The sequence below is a fragment of the Thiorhodovibrio winogradskyi genome (genome assembly GCF_036208045.1).
Lineage (GTDB): Bacteria > Pseudomonadota > Gammaproteobacteria > Chromatiales > Chromatiaceae > Thiorhodovibrio > Thiorhodovibrio winogradskyi.
Window position 1 is genome coordinate 3,000,841 of record NZ_CP121472.1, and the last position, 23,006, is coordinate 3,023,846.

Below are 23,006 nucleotides of genomic sequence, written 5' to 3' on the forward strand. Positions count from 1 at the left end.
ACGGGAGATCCCACTTGAAAAATCGCGACCTTCCCAAAGAATCCCGAGCGTCAGGCCCTTTAACCATAGCGGTTTCCACCCTGACACTCCTCTCTGGCTGCGCAGTACAGAGTCAGTATCCGCCGGTACCGCCCGATCAACGCCAACTGAGCGTGCAGGAGAGTTATTTCTACGAGGTAGCCCCTGGCGATGCCGTGAATATTTTTGTCTGGGGAATCCCGGAACTTTCCGGCACTGTCCCCGTGCGACCGGACGGGATGCTCACCACACCGCTGATTGAAGACATGCCCGCCAGTGGGAAGACACCCTCGGAGCTCGCGCGTGATCTAGAGAAGGAATTAGCCCTGTATGTCCGAGCTCCGATCGTCACCGTCATCGTCAACGGTTTTGTTGGGCTGCCTCAACAGCAGGTCCGAGTTGTTGGCGAGGCGACCAAACCTGCCGCGGTGCCATTTAGAAAACACATGACACTGCTGGACCTGATGATTGAGGTAGGAGGCTTGACCGAGTATGCCGCTGGCAACAAAGCGGTGTTGGTCCGCTTCATCGATGGGAAACAACGGGAATATTCGGTGCGCATCGACGACCTCATTCGGGACGGCGATATATCCCAAAACTTCAGCCTACTGCCCGGGGATATTCTTGTCATCCCGGAGGCATGGTTCTAACCTAGAGTTTGACCCTTGCTTTCTGATCATGCGCATCGGAAAGCCTTTCCACTTTAATTGGGATAACTTTATCTGGACCTCATCCCTTGCACGAACTCCTTGCTGAAATTTTTCGATATCTCCGTGGCGTTTGGCGCTATCGCTGGATAGCTCTTGCACTTGCATGGGTCGTTGCCATCGGTGGGTGGATTTTTGTCTCCAGTATTCCTAACGAATACCGTGCATCCGCGCGTTTATTTGTCGATACACAGAGCGTTCTGCGACCGCTTCTGCAAGGTCTAACAGTCCAACCAGATTTCGCGGAGCGAGTCTCATTGATGAGCAAGGTGCTCCTGAGTCGACCGAATTTGGAAAAGGCAATCCGAATGAGCGACTTCGAGTTAGGGATTAAAAATGATGACGAAAAAGAAAACCTGATTGCGCTACTCAACAACAAAATACGCATCAGCGGCGACCGTAACGCTCCAATCTATACCATATCATTTGAGTATCTGGATCCTGACAGCGCTACCCGCCTGGTGCAGGCTTTAGTTTCGATTTTCATTGAAGAAGCCCTTGCCGGTGACCAAACCGCCACGACAACCGCAAGGGACTTCCTTGACGAAGAAATTGCTGACTATGAAAAGCGACTTAGAGAATCAGAACTGCGCCTTGCGGATTTCAAACGTGATAATGCGGGTATGCTCCCAGGCGAGACTGGGTATTACGCGACTCTTGAGCAAGCAAGGGATGCGCTAAAAGACGCTAATCTTTCCTTGGAGGAAGCAACCAAACGCAGGGACCGACTACGCGAGGAAATTGAAGCGGAAAATGACCGTGCCGACGCGAGCGGCGGAACATCCATCGACCAAAATGTAACCGACCCGCGAATCACGGAGATGCAAGAAAAGTTGGATAACCTGTTATTACGATTCACCGAACGGCACCCCGACGTCATAGAGCTCAAGCGATTAATTACCGACCTAAAACGTCGTTCCGCCGCAAATCTCTCAGGCCCTGAAAATCGTCAACCAGCAGCTCAAGTTCAAGCTGCTACGGTCTACGGTAATTTAAGGATTCTCCTCAATGAGGCGGAAGCTCAGGTCGCCTCCTTGCAAGCCCGCGTCAATGACTATGAGACGCGCGTTTCTGAACTTACCGAAAAAATTGATTCCATTCCGAAGATCGAGGCTGAGCTTACCCAACTCACCCGCGAGTACAACACCATCGCCAGTCAGCATTCAAAATTACTGGAACGGCGGGAATCAGCTCGGCTTTCAACGGAGGTTGAGAAATCTACAGAGGGCGTAAAGTTTCGCGTTATTGATCCTCCACACGCGTCCAACCAACCATCAGCACCAAACCGACTACTTCTTGCCGCCGCAGCGCTTATTGTCGCTATTGGCAGCGGCGCTGTCGCAGCACTTGCTATCGACCTCCTTCGCCCGATCTACGATGATCGGCACCTTTTGTATCTGGCAACGGGTTTGCCGGTTCTTGGAGTGGTTACATTGGTCCAGAATGCCAAGCAGCGTCGGCACCAGCGGATTCTTTGGATTCCATTCTTTTTACTCTCTCTCGGATTAGCAATAGGTACCATCATTGTTGGATCAGGGTTACCGGCACGCTTTCTCGCTTAAGATCCTTAGAGAAGTGCGTTTTCATTATTATTGTCTTTCGTTGTATTTGGGCAACCCTTGATATTTATAATAACCGGACAGGTTCCTCTGATACTTTCCCAAACGAATCATTTATCTGGCGACACCATGAGCACAATCGAAAAAAGCCTCGCGAAGATCGCCGCTCAAAAGCAAAAACAGTCAGAACTCACACCTTTTTCGCAAGGGATGGCGGTATCTCCGTCTGTCGCAGAGACGCAGGCTGTATCGCATATCAAGGAAGGGCCGTTCAATGCGTTGCTTAGTATGGAAACAGCGCAGAGTAGCCGCGGAACAACTCCACTTCAACCAGTTGAAATCGCCTCCAAGCAAGCAACCGGCGAAGACATTCATTTTTTCCCCTGGGAAAAGCTTAGGCCTGATGGAATACTAACCCCAGACTCAAAAAGATCCCAACTTGCTGAGGAGTACCGGCTGATAAAAAGGCCATTGCTAATGAATGTCGATAAGAAAGGGGCAGATATTGTCGACAATGCCAATCTTATTATGGTCACAAGTTCGCTGCCCCGCGAAGGCAAAACCTTTACGGCGATTAATCTCGCAATGAGTATCGCCATGGAGCAAGATCGTACCGTGCTTCTGGTGGATGGTGACGTTGCCAAGCCAACCGCCGCAAAGCGCCTTGGGATCGAAAACCGCGCCGGACTGATCGATCTTTTGGATGGCTCGGATACCAAAATAAGCGATGTCATGGTCAAAACGGAATTACAAAATTTCCGCGTTTTGCCTGCTGGGCGACATCATGATCGCTCCACTGAGTTACTAGCCAGCGACCAAATGGCAAGATTCATGTCTGAATTCTCCAAACGCTATCCAGACCGTGTTGTTATTTTTGACTCACCACCCTTGCTGCTTGCCAGTGAGACTGCCGTACTCAGCCACGGAATGGGGCAGATTGTAATGGTTGTCGCTGCCGAAAGAACAACTCATCATGCGGTCGCGGACGGTCTTGCGCGACTCGGTAGCGATAAAATTATCGGCCTCATTCTAAATCAATATCGCCCAAGTCTCGGCAATCGTTCTGGCGCCGGATACGGTTATGGGTACGGGTATGGGTACGGTCCCGCTTCGGACGCGGAGTCGATTTCTGAGTCTCGAGAGCGGGCTACCTGAGAAGGTTGCAGACCATCATGCTTTCCTTAACGCGACTAACACATCGGCGCTTCGTCTTCGGGCGACCTAGCTATTTTATTTTCATTTTTTTTGCCGGCTTTTCAATTCACATACCGGCTGCTGAGTGGACACTTTCAAAACAAGTCTCGCTAGACACCAGTTTTAGCGACAACATTAACCTGACTGACACAAATCCTGCTTCGGATTTCTTTACATCCTTGTCGCCTGGTTTTGTCCTGCAGGGTAAGGGATCTGGGCTGACGGTTGATCTTGCCTACGCACCCCGACTGCTCTACTACCTTCATGAGACGTCAAACAACCGCATTGACAACAATCTACAAGCAAATGCTGAAGCCGAAGTTTTTAGGGAGCATCTGTTTGTTGATTTCACCTCCTCCGCCAGGCAAGAGTTTATCGATCCCTTTGCAGCCAGAGGCGATGTTGAGAACACTACGGATAACATTCAAACGACTTACTCCTATGCAGTTTCACCCTTATTACGATCAAATTTAGGACGCAACGCAGAGCTGGAACTTCGCCTCACCAACACAGGGGTCTTTTATTCCCGAGAGGGTAGCGACAGCTATAGCTACGAAGCCGATTTTCAGATTCGCTCCCGTGCTGACAACCCGGGTCGAACTCTCTGGAGTACTCAGGCGCGAAAAGAACGTGTTGAGTATGATTCCGGCGATGATGATTTTTCCAATTTTTCCATCTTGGTAGGATATGAACTCACCCGCCATTGGACCATCGAACTTAGCGGCGGTTACGAAGACAATAATTATGCGGCTAGCCAAGAGACTAGCGGCTCCCAGTGGGGTGCTTTCCTCTCTTGGGTTCCCACCTCCCGTACCTCTTTTCGCTTGGGCATCGGCAAGCACTATTACGGAACCACTCCGAGTTTCGAGTTCAGCCACCAAAGCAAGAGATCAAGATGGACCGCAATTTACTCCCGAGAATTGACGACTTCACGGTCCGACGTGGTCAACAATCCAGTGTTTCAGTTCGAGGATCCTTTCGGCGAACCCTTGACACCTAACACGGCCGACGCCGGAAGACTGGGCGTTGACAACGCCTTGCCAAATGCCCGAGTCTACCTTTCAGATCGCCTATCCGGTCAGTATGTACTGGAGACACGTAGAAGTTCTTTAAGTCTAAATGTCGATTATGTGCAGCGAGAATATGAGGGCGATGCGAATGAAGAAACGGCGGTTCAGGCCGCGCTCGACTTCCAACACCGTTTAACTGCGAAAACTTCCGGCAACGCAGGGGTGTCTTGGAGGCAAACCGATCAAGACATCACGAATGTTTCAGAAAACGCGAACCGCGACGAAGAAATAACTGTTTTCACCGGATTAAGCCGATCTCTCAGCGAGCGCATCAATGTCGATCTGAACTACCAATTCCGCAATGGCCGGGACTATACGGAAAACCGTGTTACGCTTGGACTCTCGTCGCGCTGGTAGCCGCTTTTCCTGAATGTTGGATGCCTTAGCAGGGCAAGCAAACTTTCCTTGGCATCCAACCATGCAATGACTCCGATATTTTCTTCGCCTCACGACCCCATTATCATGCAGATCAGTCTCGGTTACTCAGCCTTTAGAACGCGCGGAACCGCTAAATGCACCTAGAATCACCCATCACAAATGCTCTCTCGATTGACGTAGAGGATTACTTTCAAGTCTCGGCATTCGAGGGACATGTCAAGCGCGCCGAATGGGAGCATCGCGATTGCCGCGTGGAAAGGAACCTCAACGAGATTTTGGACTTGCTCAGCACGCATGGAGCGAAAGCGACTTTTTTTACTCTTGGCTGGATCGCTGAACGCTTTCCTGACATGATCAGGCAAATCACGAAACAGGGCCATGAATTGGCGAGCCATGGTTACGAACACGTTCGCGTCACGGAACAAGATCCCAAGACCTTTGCCCGGGATATCACGCATACCAAAAAGCTACTCGAGGATGTTAGCGGCTGCGCTATATCCGGGTATCGCGCGGCCAGTTACTCGATCAACCGTAGTAACCTTTGGGCACATGAGGAGATTATGAATGCCGGGTATCGGTATAGCTCGAGCATTTATCCGATCCGCCATGATCTTTACGGAATACCTGATGCGCCCAGATTTGCTTTTCGGCCACTAAAAAATCAAGATTTCGTTGAGATTCCCGTGACCACTTTGGCAATCGGCAACAAACGTATCCCCTGTGGTGGCGGAGGTTTTTTTAGACTCTATCCCTATTCCGTGTCTCGCTGGATGATCAACCATATTAACCAACATGATCACCAAGCAGCCATCTTTTATTTCCATCCGTGGGAGATAGACACGAATCAGCCGCGTCTTGCTGGACTCCCTTTCAAAACGCGGTTTCGACATTATTTAAATCTCTCAAAGACACACCAACGGATAGCGGCACTTTTGAGAGACTTTCAGTGGACGACCATGGAAGGAGTTTTTTTTGGGTCGCAAGAGAACCCAAATACTTATCCTGAGTTTCTACTTCAAACGTCGATCTAAATCCACAGACCATCCTTTATCTTGGTCAAAGACGAAGCATCCCAGCTTCGTCGTCATATCGCTGCTGCTTAGCCTACCTTACTAAAGTGGATTATTGATCGACACCGGATCGCCAAGTTGCTGCAGGCGCTGTTTGGCGTGATCGTTAATGTCGCTGAAGGAGATCCCGACCACCCATTGGTCGCCGCTGCCAGACTGGGTTGCCCAGACAACCGAGCCTTTCAGCTTCAGGAGGTCCGCCTGGTTTTCGCAGCCTAGCTGGACGAGCACGTCAGCATCGACCTGGGGCTTGTGGAAGGTCCGTATTCTGACGCCGCCCTCACTGATATCTTCCGTCATGCCATGATTGATGCCGCCGTATGTCTCGGGAAACATTTTGACCCGAGCATAGCATTCACGCGTCGTTCTCTCATAGCGCCGCTTTTCGCTCAAATCATGGTTCACGCTGGCCCCCATGGATACCATTTCTGTTTGCAACACTTGTCTATCCCTCCATCCTCACACGCTTAAGCGGCTATCGATTCCAATGACCACGCCCGAACTTCATTCCATTGTACGCCTTGATATCCTTGCCTTTGGCCGGTCTTCGCCTTGAAGATTAGCCGAATCCGCGCAAAACGACAAACCTTGATTTCGCTTCATGCGTTCAGTTCTGGTTCCGCTGATGATCAAGCAGACATCATTGCTCGAGAGACCACCGCGATGATCCAGCGTACCGCCATTCTGATTGGCCAAGTAGGCTGCGACAGGCTCGCTCGCGCCAATGTCCTGATTGCCGGGCTCGGCGGCGTCGGCGGTCATGCAGCCGAGGGGCTGGCGCGCGCGGGCGTTGGCCAGCTCACCCTGGTGGACCCTGACCGGGTGGAAGCATCCAATCTTAATCGCCAACTCATCGCACTGCATTCAACGCTCGGACAGCCTAAGGTGGAAGTGATGGTGGCGCGCTTGCGCGACATCAACCCTCAAGGCCAGTTCACGCCGCTGGCGCGTTTTCTTGACCCCGATAATCTCTCCAGCCTGGCTCTGGAGCGATTTGACGCCGTGATTGATGCGATAGACAGCCTGAGCAGCAAGGTGGCGCTGTTGGCCGCCTGTCTTGAGGCTGGCGTTCCGGTCTTCAGCAGCATGGGAGCGGGCGGGCGCATGGACCCGCGCGCGCTCCGAACAAGCGATCTGATGCAAAGCGCACAGTGCCCCCTAGCCCGAGCCGTGCGCCAGCGGCTGCGCCGCCTTGGCCACGGCGAGGGAGTATTGGCGGTCTGGTCGCTGGAGGCTCCGCGCCCGGCGCTGATGCCCGAACGCACGGCTAGCGGGCGTTCCCGCGCCATCAACGGCACCATCAGCTACATGCCGGCGCTCTTTGGTCTCACCCTGGCTGGCTGCGCGATTGAGCGACTGCTGGACAGGGAACCGAGACACAGTGGCTGTGTGCGTCCTATACTTGAATGACGCCCCACTGGGATGATTAGCATAGCCTGAGGTTTTCTCATGCGCGGATTCTGGAAAAAACACCCATCGACCAACGGCGAGGCTCTGGCGCCAGAATTGAAAGCGGCCGACAAGGCAGGGGCCTTTCCCGACCTGGCCGAACAGGATCTGATTGCCCTGTACAACGCTGCCGACCTGGTCAAGTTCGCGGCCGGCGACTGGGCATTTTCCGCCGAGCAGCTCAGGACGGATCTCATTATCGTTCTGAGCGGGCATCTTGAACTGCGCGCCAGCGCGGAGCAACACCTGCCCGCCGAGATCTTCAAGACCGGCGACTGGATCAGCGATGGCGACTTCGACGCCCCACCGGATGAAGGCCATTTCGCGGTGCTGGCGCGTACCTCGGGCACCGCGCTGGTGATTGATCCAGCGACCTTTGCCCAGCTCGATGAGGATCTACAGTCCTATCTGCTGCTGCGGGCAAAGCGCATCACCCAGACGCACCTGCGGCAACAGCGCAAGAATGCCCAGATATTGTTCGACACGCGCGCCGATCTCCTTGATGCCATGTATCGGCTACGTGCCGAGTCAGGCGCGGGCTTTAGCCAGTCTCCCATCGCGCAAAAACTCTTCGCCAAGGTACCCAAGTTACCCGTCTCCTCGCTCGAGCTGTTGAACAAAATGCTCGATGATCGCACGACGCGCCAAGAGATTGTCGACATGGTCGCGATGGATTACTCACTGACCAGCAATCTGCTAAAAGCTGTTAACTCACCCATTTATGGCTTTGAGAACAAGATCACTAACCTGAACCACGCCATGCTCTTGCTTGGGCATGAGCAGGTGTATCAGATTGTCATGTCCGAAAGCGTTCGCTATAGCTTGCCGGAGACGCCGGCCTTTGCCGAGATTCATGCGCGTTCGGTCGACATCTCGCGCATCGCCTTTGTGATGGCGCAAGCCCAGCCGCGCGTCAAACCGGCTGAAATCTCAACCATTGGTCTCTTGGGTGAGATTGGCATGGTCATTGTGGAGTTGCTCAAGAACTATAACCCGCAACTTGACCCGCTGTTCAATCTGGTGGATCCGGCGGAAATGGGCGCTGAACTGCTGCGCACCTGGAAACTGCCAGATGCCCTGTGCAAGACACTGCAATACCAGTATTACCCTGAATTCGCGCCACCCAAGCGAGTCCCCGAGGACGTGCGCTTGCAGGTTGCGCTTTTGTATCTGTCGCGGCGCATGTATCGGGCGCTCAAAAAAACCGCCGATCAGGATCCGGCCGTTTTCATGGATGAGTACCTGGATGCGATTGGTCTCAAAGATCTGAGCGAAAACAAGCTTATCTATGAGCGCTCGCTGCCGCGTCTGGTCAAGGAAATCGACACCTTGCCGAAGTCACTGGCCACTATGGTGAAAGCGGAACACTAACATCCGCCGCAAGCTCAGCCCAACTCAGCGTTCAGGGCCCCCGCGGGTATTGAAGGACACCTTCCACTCGGCGGGCTTGCCGGTGAGCGGAATGGCGATGAGCTCCAGATTGCCCACCTCCGAAACCGCCGCCTGCAGGCGCACCGGTACCACCTCGCCCTGCTCGCGATTGTCCGCTGGCAGGTTGGTCTGGATATCCTCGAGTTCGTCGAGTTCATCCGGCGTCCATTCCTCGAGCAGGTCGCCGGGCTGGTCCTCGCGCCGCACGCTGGAGCCGAAAAAGCGAAAGCGCACCGGCTCGCCGACAATGAGGCCAAACTCCTGGGGCGGCCGCACGGGGTCCGAGCCCTCCTCCAGGCCAAAGGGCACCAGGCAGAGTGCCTGCAGTTCGGGTTCCATGCCGGGAATGGCCGGCGCCGCGCACTCGATGCCAACGTAGTAGGAATGCGAGGTGCCGCCGCGAATGCGCACCCCGCCATGGCCGCGTACATGAGCAAAAAAGGCCGCGCCCCGGGCCACGGCCAGGTCGAGATCCCGTGCCTCGAGCAGACGTGCCGGCGGGGCATCCTCGGCCGCCAGCCAGCGGTTGATGACGGACGCGACCCGCTCGCGCAGCACGCTCGCGTTAAAGACACCGCCGTTGAACAGCACCGCGGTGGGATGCAGGAAGCTCGCCCAGTGCGCTTGCTCGACAAAGCCCTCGAGATCCCCGGTGGCGCCAGCCTGGCGACTAAGAAAGGCCGCCAGATGGCGGGTGATGCCTGGATCCTGGGCAAAGGGCAGGCCGACTTTGGTCAGGGCGCCGCGCTCGCGCACCGCCGGACGGGCGGAAATCTCGCAGTCGGGGAAAAAGCCTTCAATCAGGGTCTTCTCGACTTCCTCGCGCGTGAGTTCGGTGCGGATACTGCCGCCGATCAGCTTGGTGCCACGGCTCGGCACCACCACGGGGACGCTGGTCAGCTCGGCATCGGCAAGCAGGGATTCCTTGGCCTGGCGGCAGCCGTGGGTGAGTGCCTGCACCTGCCAGCGGTCAAGCTCGGTGCCCTGGGTTTTAAGCTTTTGCTTGACCAGATGGGCCAGGGCCAGGTCCATGTTGTCGCCGCCGAGCAGGATGTGCTCGCCCACGGCGACGCGCGTCAGCTCAAGCGCGCCAGCGTCCTCGGTCACGGCGATCAGGGACAGATCCGTGGTGCCGCCACCGACATCCACCACCAGCAGAATGTCGCCCACCTTGACCTGTTGGCGCCAGTCGCCGCGACTGTCGTTCACCCAGGAATAGAGGGCCGCCTGGGGTTCCTCAAGCAGCACCAAGTTTTGGATGCCAACCGCGCTCGCGGCCTCGGCGGTGAGTTCCCGCGCGGCCGGGTCGAAAGAGGCCGGGACAGTGACAGTGACTTCTTGGCGTTCGAGCGGATCGTTCGGGAATTGACCATTCCAGGCGTCGCGCAGATGGGCCAGATAATGGATGCTGGCATCGAAGGGTGACATGCGCGGAATGTCGTCCTTCATGTCAGGGGCCGCGATGGGCGGCGGCAGGATGCCCGCCTTGCGGTCGACATCGGGATGGCACAGCCAGCTCTTGGCGCTGGAGACCAGACGCATGGGCGTGGTGGTGCCCTGCTTGCGTGCCAGGGTACCGGCGATGCGCCGCGGATCGGCCGGCCAGGGCAGGCTGAGATCGCCGGACTTAAATTCGTCCTGATGCGGCAGATAGATGAAAGACGGCAGAACCGGGAGTTGCTCGACCGAACCCGGCGCCGTCAGCTGTGGGATGGCCATCTGCTGGTGCTCGACCTGTTCGCCGTCGCATTTCTCCGACTCGACATAGGCCAGGGCACAGTGGGTCGTACCTAGATCAATGCCAATCGCAAAACGCGGTTTGCTCACAGTTCCACCTCCGCCGCGGCCAAAATGTGCAGATCACGGCTGCTGGCCACCTGGGGTAGCTGAATTTTGGTCGCGCGCCAGCCGCGATGGACCAGGGAGCCGGTAAAGGGCGGCTCGCCCACCACCTGACCAGTCGGGCGCACCTCGGCAGGGTTGAAACCGGGCTCGAGCCTGACCTGACTCCCCTCGGTCTCCTCCCGCACCGGTGCAATGTGCAGGTGCTCGCGTAGCACCTTGCCACACCCCTCATGCACCACGCGCGCCGCCGCGCCGACGTCCTGATCGCTGTAGCTGCCGACATCCTCTTGCATGAAGTCAATGAAACGTCCCTCCTTCTGCAGCAAGCTAAGCAGCAGCAGGGCTGAATCCGGTGGGGCTTTTTCGAGTTCCGCGGTTTTAACCAGCGCTGGGCGCGCATCCGGGCCAGATGTCGTGCCCGATGTTGCCCTGGCTTCAGCTCGCGCGGCCGAGGGTCGCGCAGCTCCCAAACCGGGCGTCGAGAACTGATCGGCATGCAGGGCACGCAGATCCTCGGCATACTCAGGGCTGGCCAGCGCGCGGGCGAAGGACAGGCTGGCAATCGGCAGTCGCTGCAGGATAATCCAGGCTTCACGCGCACCGATACGGCCGTATTTATAGGCGATCGCGCCATACTTCCGGGCCAGCGCCCAGGTCTTCGCCAGCACAGGCCGCGCCTTTGCGAGCATGAGACGGATGCGTTCCTGCTCAAGCAGGGACTTTAGCTTTTTCATTCCTTCTTCCTCATCGCGGGGACCACTGAATCAGCAGCGACGGCATGGCTGGCCGCCCGGGGAGTCTGACGACGGCCATGATCTGACGGTGATGTGACGGTATAGTAACGCGCAAGCTCTCAGGCTTCATCACTTTACCCTGACACTCGGCATTGCCTTGCCCCTGGTGCGCCGGCATGCGAACAGGCATTGCAAACCGGCACAGGAAACCAGCACTGGGGACCAGCATCAGGAACTAGCCCCTGCATAACAGCATCACAGCGAGACATGACAGCAGAATCTTCCACCATCACCGGCCCCAATGCCGAGGAACGCCACAGCATGATTGCAGTGGCCGCCTATTTTCTGGCTGAACAACGCGGCTTTCTCCCGGGAGAGGCCGAGCGCGACTGGAAACTGGCGGAGCATCAGATTGATCGCATGCTCGAACGTCTGCGCCAGGCCGGCCAACCGACCGAGGGGCTCAGCGCGACCGACATCCGCAATGCGTTGCGGCTATGGTCACACTAGCGCCCGCGCACCGCGACTCAAAAGGCCGCACCCGAGGGCTTGTTCATTTTTTTCAAAATCAACGCCAAGGGACAAAAGCCGGTAAAAGCCGACTGTAGCAAATTCAGCCCGATAAAGGCCGTGAACAGGTACCAATAAGGCGACACCCAGTTACCCAGGGCCAGGGTCACCAAAATCATGAATCCGGCAAAGGCAAAGACGATACGATCAATGTTCATGGGATATTCTCCTGATTGGTTTCTTGGTTGGTCTTCCGGTCGGTCTTTTGGCGAGCCCGCTGGCCAAATGCCAGTCAACCTTGGCTTAAGTCACTGGACCGACGCGGCTGCAAAGCATCGAGTGACGCGGGATCATAGTCAAGCTGCATCCCGGCATCAAGCAGGCACCGAACCGCTAGCGATCCGCCAACTGCCAAGGCCAGCAGCCAGGGACGGCAACAGCGCAACTCTAAACGCCACACCAGCATGACAGCCACTCGCCAAACTGCCAACAGCCAGTCGCTTGCGTCCCTGATCGAGGCGTTGCGCGACCCTGCCGCCTATGCGCATCCGGTTGGCCGGGTCGATGTCATCGAAACCCACATCTCCTTTGTGCTACTCGCCGGCGCCTATGCCTACAAACTGAAAAAGCCGGTCAATCTGGGCTTTCTTGATTTCTCCACCCTGGAGCAACGTCGGCACTTCTGCCATGAGGAAGTCCGCATCAACCGCCGTCTGGCCCCGGGGCTCTACCTGGATGTTGTCAGCGTCAGCGATCAGGCGGGGGCCATTCGCATCCACGCTCAGGGCGAGGCGAAGGCGCTGGAGTATGCCGTGCGCATGCGGCGTTTTCCGCGCCATGCGGTGCTGACGGAAACGCCCATTGATCGCGACATCATTGACCGCCTGGCCGAGCGCATTGCCGAGTTTCACCTCGGCCTGCCCCCAGCCGCCCCCGAGAGTTCCTTTGGGCAACCAAACAAAATTCTCCAGCCCATGCTGGCCAATGTGCGGGTGCTGCGCAAGAACCCGCTTGACCCAGAGAGCGAGCGGCGCATCGCGCAGATCGAGCATTGGACCCGCGCGCGCTTTAGCGAGCTTGAGCCCCTGTTCGCCGCGCGCAAGGCCGAGGGCTGGATTCGCGAGTGCCATGGTGATTTGCATCGCGGCAACATCGCCCTGCTCGATGGCGAGCCGACCATTTTCGACGCGCTGGAGTTCAACCCCGAGCTGCGCTGGATCGACTGCATCAGCGATCTGGCCTTCCTCGCCATGGATTTGCGCGAAATCGGCGAGACCGCGCTCGAGCGGCGCCTAATCAATGCCTATTTGGAGCGCACCGGCGATTACCCCGGTCTGCGCCTGCTGGCCTTTTATCAGGTCTATCGCGCCATGGTCCGGGCCAAGGTGTGTGGCATCCGCCTGGGCCAGCACCCCGAGGCAGCCGCGGATGTACGCCAGGCACGCGCCCATCTCGATCACTATTTGCGTCTGGCCGAGGCGTTCACCCACACACACCCTCCCCGGCTGTTCATCACCCACGGCCTGTCAGGCTCCGGCAAGACCTGGCTCAGCCTGGCGCTGCGCGAACGCCTGCCGCTGATCCATATCCGCTCGGACATTGAACGCAAGCGCCTCTTTGCCACCGCGCCGAGCGATTCAAGCACCGTAGGTCTTTATAGCGAACAGGCCTCGCGCCAAACCTATTTGCGCCTGCTTGAGCTGACCGAGCAAATTCTGCTGTCTGGTTGCGGCGCACTGGTCGACGCCGCCTTTCTGCGCGCCGAGCACCGCGAATGGTTCCGCACACTGGCCAAGCAACAGGGTTGCGATTTCACCATTCTCGCGCTCAAGGCACCGCCGGATCTGCTCAAAACGCGCGTGCTTGCCAGACTCAGGCGCGGCGACGACGCCTCCGATGCCGACGCAGTGATTCTGGCCCGCCAGCAGGAACACCACGACCCACTCAGCGAGGAAGAAGACCACGCGGCCATTCATCTGGACACCGAATCCCCCGCCCAAATCGCCGCCTTTCTGCGCCGGATGACGCGGGAGGCCGCCGAGGAACCGCCTGCCCGCCAAGTGATCGCGGCGAGTTGTCAAGCCAACTCGGGCAAGTGACGAAATTCGACTAGAGGAACTCAGCCAGCTCCCGTTTGGGTTCCTGTTCCGGCTTGGGCTCCGGCTCGGGCTGCTCGGACTCGGGTTCGTCCTCGATTCGTCCCGGGTCGATTAGATTGAGCGAGGGTGCCAGGCGCAGCTCGCGCTCGTAGACGATTTCCACCCCTCCAGCCCCAAGTAACTGGCGTAGGCGTTTGATCAGAGTGTCACTTGGGCTCACCCGCCAATCCTCACCCAGGCGCAGCTCGCCGGTCGCGCCGGGACGTCGGTAGTGGACGCGCACGGCAAGACCGGTGCCACGAAATTGCTGCAGGATGTCGATCAGGGCATTGATCAGGTTCTGGCCCTGGTGATGCCGCTCGGGCTCGGCCAGATCGATGGTCAGGCGCAGATGGTCGGCCAGTTCGGCGCGCGCCTCGGCCAGAGGGCGCACACTGCTGGCACGCAGGGACCAGCTGTCGCGGAACTGATCGAACACCACTTGCCCGGAGACCACCAGGATGCTGTCGGTGACCAGCAACTCGCGGGTCTGCTCGTACAGCTCGGAGAAGACGGTTGCCTCGATGCGTCCGGTGCGATCGTCCAGGGTGACGCTGGCCATGCGCCCGCGTTGGGTTTTGTTGGCGCGCACCGCCACCACCAGCCCGACGACGGTGCGCGGCTCGCCGCGACCACCGCCCTCCTCGCCAAAGCCAAAACTCTGCCCGCCCTCGAGCAGACCGACGATGCGGCGCGAGACCATGGCGTTGAGCTCGGACTCATAGGCATCAATGGGGTGGCCAGTGAGATAGAGCCCCAAGGTTTCCTTCTCGCCGAGTAGGCGCTCGTCCTCGTCCCACTCGGGCCATTCGTCGGCGGCGATCTGTGGGTCGGGGCCGGTGTCAGTCCCGTCGTCCCCCATGCCACCGCCCATCCCGAACAGATCGGTCTGGCCGCTGCTGGCGCTGGCATGTGCCTGTTCGGCCAGCTTGAGCGCCACCGGCAGCTGGTTAAACAGGGTCGCGCGGTTTTTGCCGAGTTTATCCAGGGCACCGGCGCGAATCAGGGCCTCGACCACCCGGCGATTGACGCGCTTGAGGTCGATGCGGCGGCAGAAATCCCAGAGATCGGCAAAAGGCCGGCCATCGCGCACCTTGAGGATCGACTCAATGGCCGATTCGCCCACACCCTTGATGGCGCCCAGGCCGTAGATGACGCGCGCGTCTCCGGCGATGGTGAAACGCCATTCGGAGCCATTGATGCAGGGTGGGTCCACGGCCAGCTTCATCGCCCGGCATTCATCGATCAGGGTGACCACCTTGTCGGTGTTGTCCATGTCCGCGGACAGGACCGCGGCCATGAAGGCGGCCGGGTAATGGGTCTTGAGCCACAGGGTTTGGTAGCTGACCAGCGCGTAGGCGGCCGAGTGACTTTTATTGAAGCCATAGCCGGCGAACTTTTCCATCAAATCGAAAATGTGCGTGGCCACCCTGGCATCCACGCCGCGCTCGGTCGCGCCCTGCTCGAAGATGGCACGCTGCTTGTCCATCTCCTCGGCCTTCTTCTTGCCCATGGCGCGGCGCAGCAGGTCGGCGCCGCCGAGCGAATAGCCGGCGAGCACCTGGGCGATCTGCATCACCTGTTCCTGATACAGGATGACGCCATAGGTGGGCTTGAGGATAGGTTCGAGGTCCGAGTGCGGATAGGCCACGGCGGCACGGCCGTGCTTGCGGTCGATAAAGTCATCCACCATGCCCGATTGCAAGGGGCCGGGGCGGAACAGGGCCACCAGGGCGGTGATGTCCTCGAAACAGTCAGGCTGGAGCTTTTTGATCAGCTCCTTCATGCCGCGCGATTCAAGCTGGAACACCGCCGTGGTGGCGCAGCTTTTCAACAGCGCGAAGGCCCGTTGATCATGGGCATCGATCTGCTCGATCTCGAGCGGCGTCTCGCCCTGCTCCGCGCGCCGGGCGTTCACTGTCTTCAGCGCCCAGTCGATGATGGTCAGGGTGCGCAGGCCGAGGAAATCGAACTTCACCAGCCCGGCCTGCTCGACATCGTCCTTGTCGAACTGGGTGACCAGATTCTCCCCGCCCGGCTCGCAGTAGAGCGGCGCGAAATCCGTCAGCTTGGTCGGCGCGATTACCACGCCGCCCGCGTGCTTGCCGGCATTGCGTGCCAGGCCCTCGAGCTTGCGCGCCATGTCGATGATAGCGGTGACGGCCTCGTCCTCGGCATAGGCCGCCTTGAGCTCCTCGCTTTCCACCAGCGCCTTGTCGAGCGTCATTTTCAGCTCGAAAGGCACCATTTTAGCGATTTTATCGACAAAGCCGTAGGGATGGCCTAGAACTCGGCCGACATCACGCACCACCGCCTTGGCCGCCATGGTGCCGAAGGTGATGATCTGCGACACCGCCTCGCGACCGTACTTGCGCGCCACATAGTCGATGACCTCGTCGCGGCGCTCCATGCAGAAGTCGATATCGAAGTCGGGCATGGACACCCGCTCGGGGTTCAGAAAGCGCTCGAACAGCAGGTCGTGCTCAATGGGGTCGAGATCGGTGATCTTGAGCGCATAGGCCACCAGCGAACCGGCGCCCGAGCCGCGCCCGGGGCCGACCGGAATACCCTGATCCTTGGCCCACTGGATGAAGTCGGCGACGATGAGAAAATAACCCGGAAAGCCCATGTCGCAAATGACTTTCAGCTCAATGTCCAGGCGTTCGTCATAGACCCGGCGGTGCTCGGCGAAGTCCGGCGCCTGCACATCGAAGGTACGCACCAGGCGCCAATCGAGCCCCTTTCGCGAGGCCTCGGCAATGAAGTCATCCACGCTCTGCCCATCGGGCGCCCCTGGCGGGAGGGGAGCGTCCGGCAGATAGCTCTTGCCCAACTCCAGCTCCAGATTGCAGCGCTTGGCGATCTCGAGCGCATTCTCCAGCGCCTCGGGCAGATCGGCGAACAGCTCGGCCATCTCCGCCGGGGTGCGCAGGTACTGCTCCGGGCTGTAATCGCGCGGACGGCGCGGATCCTCAAGGGTCAGGCCCTCATGAATACAGACCCGGACCTCGTGGGCATCGAAGTCCTCGGTCTTGAGAAAGCGCACATCGTTGGTCGCCACCACGGGCACCGACTGCGCGGCGGCAAGATCGACACAGGCTTGGATATGGAGATCCTCATCCGCCCGACCGGTGCGCATCACCTCAAGATAAAACCTGTCACCAAAGAGCTGAAGCCAGTCCGCTAGCCGCTGCTCGGCCTGCTCGCGATGGCCGCGCACCAGCGCCCGGCCGACATCGCCATACTGCCCGGCGGAGAGCGCGATCAGCCCCTCGGCGCTCTCCACCAGCCAGGCACGGTCGATACGCGGGAAGCCAGTATCCTGGCGCTCGAGATAGGCGCGGGAAATCAGCCGGGTCAGGTTGCGGTAGCCGGTCAGATTCTGCACCAAGAGCACCAGCCGATGCGGATGCGCGAGGTCGGCCGGATCATCGACGCGAAACTCACTGCCGACAATGGGCTTGACGCCAGCCGCCATGGCCGCCTTGTAGAAGCGCACCAGGCAGAACAGATTGGTCAGATCCGTCACCGCCACCGCCGGCATGCCCGCCTCCACCGCGGCCGCCACCAGCGCCTTGGGTCGAATCAGACCATCGACCAGGGAAAATTCCGAATGGAGATGCAGATGAACAAAGGAGTTTTCCACGATTCGGAGCCGATGTCCTTTAGCAATGTCCGTAAACCAAGAATCCGATGTGAACCAAGAAGCGGATGGTCAGGCCTCATCGCACCATCAAAACCAGAATCACCACCAACCCAGCCACACCGGCCAAGGGTAACACCACCGCCGCCCAATCGCCCTGCTGCGCCTTGCGCCCTTGCTCCTGCCAGGCCTTGTACGCGGGCCACATGCGAAACAGCAGCAAAATCAACACGGCCGCCAGCACGAGTTTCAGGAAAAGATCCATGATGTCTTCCTCCAGCTTGCAGAAATGAACCCCAACAGCACGGGCATAAAAAAGCCCCGATCAGAGCCGGGGCTGGCAAACAATGGCACTCAGTCAGTCATTATCGGTCAAGACTGGCGCCGGGTCGGGCAACCGTCATCAGTCATCGCCCATGAAGCCAAGAATCTGCAACAGGCTGATGAAGATATTGAAAATCGACAAATAAATGCCGTAGGTCGCCATGATGTAGTTGGTTTCCTCACCGCGGGCGATCCGGCTGGTATCGAACAGGATAAAGGCACTCATCAGCAAGATGATGGCACCTGAAATCGCCAGCGACAAAGCCGGAATGTTCAGGAACAGATTGGCGACAATGGCGACCAGCACCACCATCATGCCGGCAAACACAAAGCCGCCCAGGAAGCTGAAATCCCGCTTGCTGGTCAGCGCGTAGCCTGAGAGCCCGAGGAAAATCAGCGCCGTGCCACCAAAGGCCGTGGCGATAATGCCAGGTCCGTTCGGCAACGCCATGTACATGCTGAGAATGGATCCAAGCCCAAAGCCCAGCATGCCGGTGATCAGGAAAATCACCCCGACCCCACTGGCCGACTGAGCCGCGCGCGGGAGCACGAACATGCCCAACAGCATGGCACCAATCACGGACACCATATAGACCCAGGGCGGCATGGCCAAGGCCATCGACAGCATCGCCATCACCGCACTAAAGCCCAGGGTTGCAGACAACAGCAAATAGGTGTTCTTAAGCACCTTGTTCGCCGCGACAGCGCTCGAGGCGCCTTGCATCATCGTGTACTCATTCGCCATGGTTTCTCACCACTCCTGAGGTTGTTGGTTTAAGGTCGTTGGCTTTTAAGGATGCTGGCACCCAATCATGGGCACCAAAAAAATTGCGCGAAAGAAAAAATTACATCATCCCGACTGCCCAAGTCGGATCGAGCCATGTGTTTCGAGATCGAATCTTAGATCCCAGGCTGTTAATCTAAGCCCGGATCAGTCGAACATCAACGCCTTCCGACCCGTCCAGGGCATCTCAAGTTCCAACAGGATAACGAAAGCAGCCGCGAGATCAAGCACCCGGCCTACCCGCGCGCGGCGTCGCACGCAGTATCGCTCCCACCGGTGGCAAGGTCTGAGGAATGTCTTGATCTCGCAAATAACAAACCTTAGCTAGTACGTTTTACACCAAAGGGCAAAGCATTTGATTTGCATTGGCTCAGGCTGCTCCCAGCAGCACGCAAAGACTTGGTTAGAAAGCCGGCTGACGCCGGGTGAAGGGGGGCGGGGACCAAAAAAAACGCCCTCCGAAAGCCACGGCCTCTGTGGAGGGTTCTAGTTAGGATCCGGTCAAGAGCGGGAACCGCCCCCCTTCGCCGCTTATCTTAGCACCGGTTTCACCCTGACCGAGGGATGGCGGCATTACGGATCTGCACGAGCGACATTAATCCGTGCCTTTCGCGCAACTCCCGCATCGACAATCGTCGAAATCCGCGAACGCCTGGCTGCTCGGTCGCACACTGCACGATCTTCCGGGCGATTCGGTAGTCGATGTCCCGAAGCAGACTTCGGTCATTGGTGTCTCGCAACATTGACGCCATACCCGGAACCGTGAAGGCATGCCCCGGTGTCAGCATACGATTCGTCACCCGGCTAAGGCACGCAGCTCTGGCATCGATGTGATAGTCGCGAATGGCATGCGCGGTTCGATCCAGTCGCCGACAAACCTCGGTCATGACGCGCGCGATACGTTTTGGCCCTGCCGCGACAGTGCCAGCAAAGGTCACCGAAAGGCCAAGGAAATCAATATGGCTTGAGCCTTGAAATCGCGAATCCATCTCGCAGCGCCGTCCGGCGCCGTTGAAGTAGGTGAGTATGTCCTTTTTTTTATTACGCTGTACACCAAGCGGTTTGAGTAGTTCGTTGATCTTGGCATCCGCGTTTATAACAACATCCCGATCCGGGTGCGCAATTAGGAAGTCGTCATTGAACCGAGCGTAAAAAGCTCCTTCCGTATCCGCCAGCATCTCGTCGAGCGGCGCCGCGGCGAGAACATTCACCATGGGTACAATGGGCGTCCCCATCGGAATCCCGCGGAGTCGCGAAAACTCCAGGCCGCCTGGATCGCGAACCACCGGGCGGACCAGAGACTGAATCAATTGCCACGCATTGTCCGAAATCGCCCGATCCGTACCAACCTCTATCACCTCTCTTAGCTTGGTCCAAATGAAAGCATCCTGGTGAACCGGAAGATTGTCGCCGTACTTCTCGAAATCTGACTGGAGCACGAACAATCCGCGTTTCCTGGGATCAGGGACTCGGCGCCGGTAGTCGCGGACATAAGCCGCGAAGTCTTGCATCGCCTGATAGTTGCTCTTGCCCGGTAGATAGGAATAGAGCCCCGGCAATCCCAACACCCGCGCATTCTCGGAAACGACTTGGTAGACCACCGCGCCGATAATCTGATCGATAAATGTTGCCCTATGCACTGCCCGCGTTTTCGAGCGCAGCTTGAGGAACCACAGGTCGACCGGCGCGAAGACGTAGTCGCCGCTCGCCACTGTTTTAGCGAGCACCTTGCCGAGGCTGCGATTGCGCAGATAGGCGGCGTAGTAACTCACTCCGCCATAGGCCTGCATGAACCCTTTGTTCAGCCGATTCCTCTTGCCAAAGACCTTGCGAATCGCAGCTGCGTAGGCATGAGGATCGGCCAGGATGTCGTCGATGTGAAGCCGACTCATGTGTGCGACTCCTCGCTTGAGCCCGACGGCTTTAACCAGGTGAATTGCCATTCGGCAAAAGCATCATCCCAACGCTTAAGCGATCTCGCATCAACATCACTAGGCACAAAAAATAGCGCGCGGAGATTGTCATCAAGAAACGCGGCATAGAGACGATAGTGACCGCACCAGGCGTACGGCGAACCAGAGCGCAAGGCGCGCATGGCAAAAGGAATCGCCGAAGCCACAGTCTCCTTATCCAGCTTGGCGGCTTCACGCGATCGGCCGGCCGCTTGTAGATCGAGCACGATACCGTCGCGAATTTCGCAACGAAAGCTGTCGATCAGAGCGAAGATGTCAAGCCGAGGCGACGGCCGTCGCAGATCATCACGATCACGCAGCATCGCGATGGCAGCCCCACCCCCCTGCCGTGGTCCTGGCAATGGACGCACCAATGCGATCAAACCGCCCGCGGCTTCCACAAAGAGATAAGGGTCGAAAGCCTCCCGGTCGCTCTCGCGCACTCGCTCATAATAAATGAGACGCCGATCATCCAACCAGGCCAAGCGCCCTTTGCCCTCTAGGGCTTCCTCCAGCATCTCGCGGAGAGCGGATTTTTCGCCTTCGGCAACCTTTCTAGCGACCGTGATCACACCCAGATCGAGCTTCCCAGCTTCCGCCGCCAAGCGTCGTCCCCAGTCATTCAACGCAAGGAACGGCGCGACCCTGACCGTCCGATGATCGTGCAAGATTTGCGCTGCAATCAAGAAGATCAGACCAGCGAGCAAACAAAGATCAATTTGCGCGAGACCGCCAATATCGGCAAAACCACGGACTTCAACAAAAACAAGACCAGCAATGATGATGCCTACGCTGACACAGACCTCGACGAATCGTGCATCCGCAAAGGCTCTGATTTGATACACGGCAAGCCAAGCCCTAAGCAGGAACAAGGGAATCATGGCAACCAGGAGTTGAAAAGGGATATCGGCGAATCCGAACAAGAAGACGGTCGTCGCCAGCGCCCAGAAAAACAGCCCGATGCCGACGGCGGCGAAAACAAGTTTCGCCATGAACCCCCGCGCAAGATCCCGCAGCATGCGCGAGCGTCGAAGTCGAACGAAATCGAAGTAAAACAGCGCCGACCATTCATAGGCGCCGCGAATGGCCGGCAGAACAAGATAGAGAAAGAGCCAGAAGTCCGGCGTCTTCCATGTGGGATGTCCAGCGGTGAGATCGATCGCCTCGCCGCCGATCGATTCGAGCCCGAGGAGAACGGGCACCAGCAAACCATCGATCCGAATCAGGAGCCCGGCCAACGTTGACCACATTAAGTTTATTAACGGCAGACGGCGCAGGAACGGGAAAAACCCCGTCAACCCCTGGCGAAATGTCGGACTGATCCCGACGACCCGATACATACGCTTGATGTAAACCAAGCCAATGGTCATGCTAAAGGCGCCGCTAAGGATAATCGAGACAATCAGCGATCCCTCATGTAAAACACCAAATAGACTTGCCATTGCCGCGGCTTGAAGCAAGATGGGCGCCAGAACGGTCAGGAACGGGCGGTAGATGCGCCTATTTGAATAGATACCTGAATGAAGGGTGAGAATCGGAATACGTAGTGCGAGTTCAACCGTGATCAGCAAGATATAAATGTCGACAAAGATCGTCTCGGCTGCATTCGCTGACGACAAGGAGACGAACAGCCAGGAAAGGCCGCATAGGAAGACAACCAACGCAAGGATGACTGAAAGCACCAACCAGTGCGAGATCTCCCGCTCATACTCCGGCTTGTCAGTCGGACCAGAGAGCGCGCGCAGTCGTTCGCGCAGGACTTCCATCGCGCCCCACCAAGCGCCCCTGACGAGTGGGGCGCCCGCACGCAAAAGCACGACGAGGATAACGCCGGGTTTGGTCGCGTGAGCAAGAAGAATGAAAAACTCCGCCACATGGACGGAAAAGGAGATAATCTCGAACGAAAATAGATAGCGCAACCGATAGGCGAAATAAGACGCGATCTTGTTGCGAAGTAGGCTCGGAAAAAGCGTAACGACACGATTCTGGCTTTTCGCGGCTTTCTCAAACCACTGATCGATCTTTCGCATGTCGCACATCTCCAGCCATCAGGGGGCGCCTTGGTGCGTCGCTCAGCGGGCGATTTCATCAAGCGGCGGTGATCGGTTGATGCTGAGTGCAGCGGCACGGGCGGTCAAGAGGTCGTTACAACGCTCACCTAAAGCCATGTCATGAAATCGCATAATACTTGCGATATCAT

The 23,006-nt window shown here is 57.7% G+C and carries 18 protein-coding genes; 9 read left to right on the forward strand and 9 right to left on the reverse strand.

Annotated elements, in window-relative coordinates; all coding sequences use genetic code 11:
* Window positions 1-65: 65 nt before the first annotated feature.
* From Thiowin_RS13595 to Thiowin_RS13615, 5 genes are all read left to right on the forward strand, one after another.
* Entirely contained in the window at window positions 66-668 is a 603-nt protein-coding gene (locus Thiowin_RS13595) for an XrtA/PEP-CTERM system exopolysaccharide export protein (RefSeq protein ID WP_328988079.1), read from the forward strand.
* A gap of 86 nt (window positions 669-754) precedes the next feature.
* Entirely contained in the window at window positions 755-2,287 is a 1,533-nt protein-coding gene (locus Thiowin_RS13600; protein ID WP_328983547.1) for an XrtA system polysaccharide chain length determinant, read from the forward strand.
* Between the two features lie 126 nt (window positions 2,288-2,413).
* A complete protein-coding gene (locus tag Thiowin_RS13605; RefSeq protein ID WP_328983548.1) occupies window positions 2,414-3,439 on the forward strand; it encodes an XrtA-associated tyrosine autokinase in 1,026 nt (341 codons plus the stop codon).
* 17 nt (window positions 3,440-3,456) lie between these two features.
* Entirely contained in the window at window positions 3,457-4,905 is a 1,449-nt protein-coding gene (locus Thiowin_RS13610) for a TIGR03016 family PEP-CTERM system-associated outer membrane protein (RefSeq protein ID WP_328983549.1), read from the forward strand.
* 155 nt (window positions 4,906-5,060) lie between these two features.
* A complete protein-coding gene (locus Thiowin_RS13615) occupies window positions 5,061-5,957 on the forward strand; it encodes an XrtA system polysaccharide deacetylase (protein ID WP_328983550.1) in 897 nt (298 codons plus the stop codon).
* 81 nt (window positions 5,958-6,038) lie between these two features.
* On the opposite strand, the gene Thiowin_RS13620 is transcribed toward Thiowin_RS13615, so the two are convergent.
* Window positions 6,039-6,437, reverse strand: coding sequence for a PilZ domain-containing protein (locus Thiowin_RS13620; protein ID WP_328983551.1), 399 nt, complete (start codon window positions 6,435-6,437; stop codon window positions 6,039-6,041).
* Window positions 6,438-6,659: 222 nt separating this feature from the next.
* Here Thiowin_RS13620 and Thiowin_RS13625 point away from each other — a divergent pair, with 222 nt between their 5' ends.
* Together Thiowin_RS13625 and Thiowin_RS13630 are read left to right on the forward strand one after the other, a co-directional pair.
* Window positions 6,660-7,406: a tRNA threonylcarbamoyladenosine dehydratase gene (locus Thiowin_RS13625; RefSeq protein WP_328983552.1), complete on the forward strand. Its 747-nt coding sequence runs from the start codon at window positions 6,660-6,662 to the stop codon at window positions 7,404-7,406.
* A 39-nt stretch (window positions 7,407-7,445) separates the two neighbouring features.
* Entirely contained in the window at window positions 7,446-8,816 is a 1,371-nt protein-coding gene (locus Thiowin_RS13630) for an HDOD domain-containing protein (RefSeq protein WP_328983553.1), read from the forward strand.
* Between the two features lie 24 nt (window positions 8,817-8,840).
* Here Thiowin_RS13630 and Thiowin_RS13635 read toward each other — a convergent pair whose 3' ends face one another.
* Window positions 8,841-10,703, reverse strand: coding sequence for an Hsp70 family protein (locus Thiowin_RS13635; protein ID WP_328983554.1), 1,863 nt, complete (start codon window positions 10,701-10,703; stop codon window positions 8,841-8,843).
* Window positions 10,700-11,455, reverse strand: coding sequence for a DUF2760 domain-containing protein (locus Thiowin_RS13640; protein ID WP_328983555.1), 756 nt, complete (start codon window positions 11,453-11,455; stop codon window positions 10,700-10,702). The genes Thiowin_RS13635 and Thiowin_RS13640 overlap by 4 nt, the downstream gene beginning before the upstream one ends.
* Window positions 11,456-11,722: 267 nt before the next feature.
* On the opposite strand from Thiowin_RS13640, the gene Thiowin_RS13645 reads away from it, so the two are divergent.
* Window positions 11,723-11,965: a DUF2934 domain-containing protein gene (locus tag Thiowin_RS13645; protein WP_328983556.1), complete on the forward strand. Its 243-nt coding sequence runs from the start codon at window positions 11,723-11,725 to the stop codon at window positions 11,963-11,965.
* A gap of 17 nt (window positions 11,966-11,982) precedes the next feature.
* Here the strand turns inward: Thiowin_RS13645 and Thiowin_RS13650 are convergent, their stop codons facing one another.
* On the reverse strand, window positions 11,983-12,183 hold the full coding sequence (locus tag Thiowin_RS13650; RefSeq protein WP_009147827.1) for a YgaP family membrane protein: 201 nt from the start codon (window positions 12,181-12,183) through the stop codon (window positions 11,983-11,985).
* A 246-nt stretch (window positions 12,184-12,429) separates the two neighbouring features.
* Here Thiowin_RS13650 and Thiowin_RS13655 point away from each other — a divergent pair, with 246 nt between their 5' ends.
* The gene (locus Thiowin_RS13655; protein WP_328983557.1) at window positions 12,430-14,064 is read left to right on the forward strand and encodes a bifunctional aminoglycoside phosphotransferase/ATP-binding protein; all 1,635 of its coding nucleotides are present in this window, start codon (window positions 12,430-12,432) and stop codon (window positions 14,062-14,064) included.
* Window positions 14,065-14,074: 10 nt separating this feature from the next.
* On the opposite strand, the gene dnaE is transcribed toward Thiowin_RS13655, so the two are convergent.
* The 5 genes from dnaE to Thiowin_RS13680 all read right to left on the reverse strand — a co-directional run bounded on the left by dnaE (window position 14,075) and on the right by Thiowin_RS13680 (window position 22,836).
* Window positions 14,075-17,749, reverse strand: coding sequence for a DNA polymerase III subunit alpha (dnaE, locus tag Thiowin_RS13660; protein WP_328983558.1), 3,675 nt, complete (start codon window positions 17,747-17,749; stop codon window positions 14,075-14,077).
* Window positions 17,750-17,825: 76 nt separating this feature from the next.
* On the reverse strand, window positions 17,826-18,011 hold the full coding sequence (locus tag Thiowin_RS13665) for a hypothetical protein (protein WP_328983559.1): 186 nt from the start codon (window positions 18,009-18,011) through the stop codon (window positions 17,826-17,828).
* 138 nt (window positions 18,012-18,149) lie between these two features.
* Entirely contained in the window at window positions 18,150-18,815 is a 666-nt protein-coding gene (locus Thiowin_RS13670; RefSeq protein ID WP_328983560.1) for a Bax inhibitor-1/YccA family protein, read from the reverse strand.
* Window positions 18,816-19,402: 587 nt separating this feature from the next.
* A complete protein-coding gene (locus Thiowin_RS13675) occupies window positions 19,403-20,746 on the reverse strand; it encodes an RNA-dependent RNA polymerase family protein (RefSeq protein WP_328983561.1) in 1,344 nt (447 codons plus the stop codon).
* Window positions 20,743-22,836 carry a hypothetical protein gene (locus tag Thiowin_RS13680; protein ID WP_328983562.1) on the reverse strand — a complete coding sequence of 698 codons (2,094 nt, stop codon included), beginning with the start codon at window positions 22,834-22,836 and terminating at the stop codon, window positions 20,743-20,745. The genes Thiowin_RS13675 and Thiowin_RS13680 overlap by 4 nt, the downstream gene beginning before the upstream one ends.
* Window positions 22,837-23,006 lie beyond the last annotated feature (170 nt).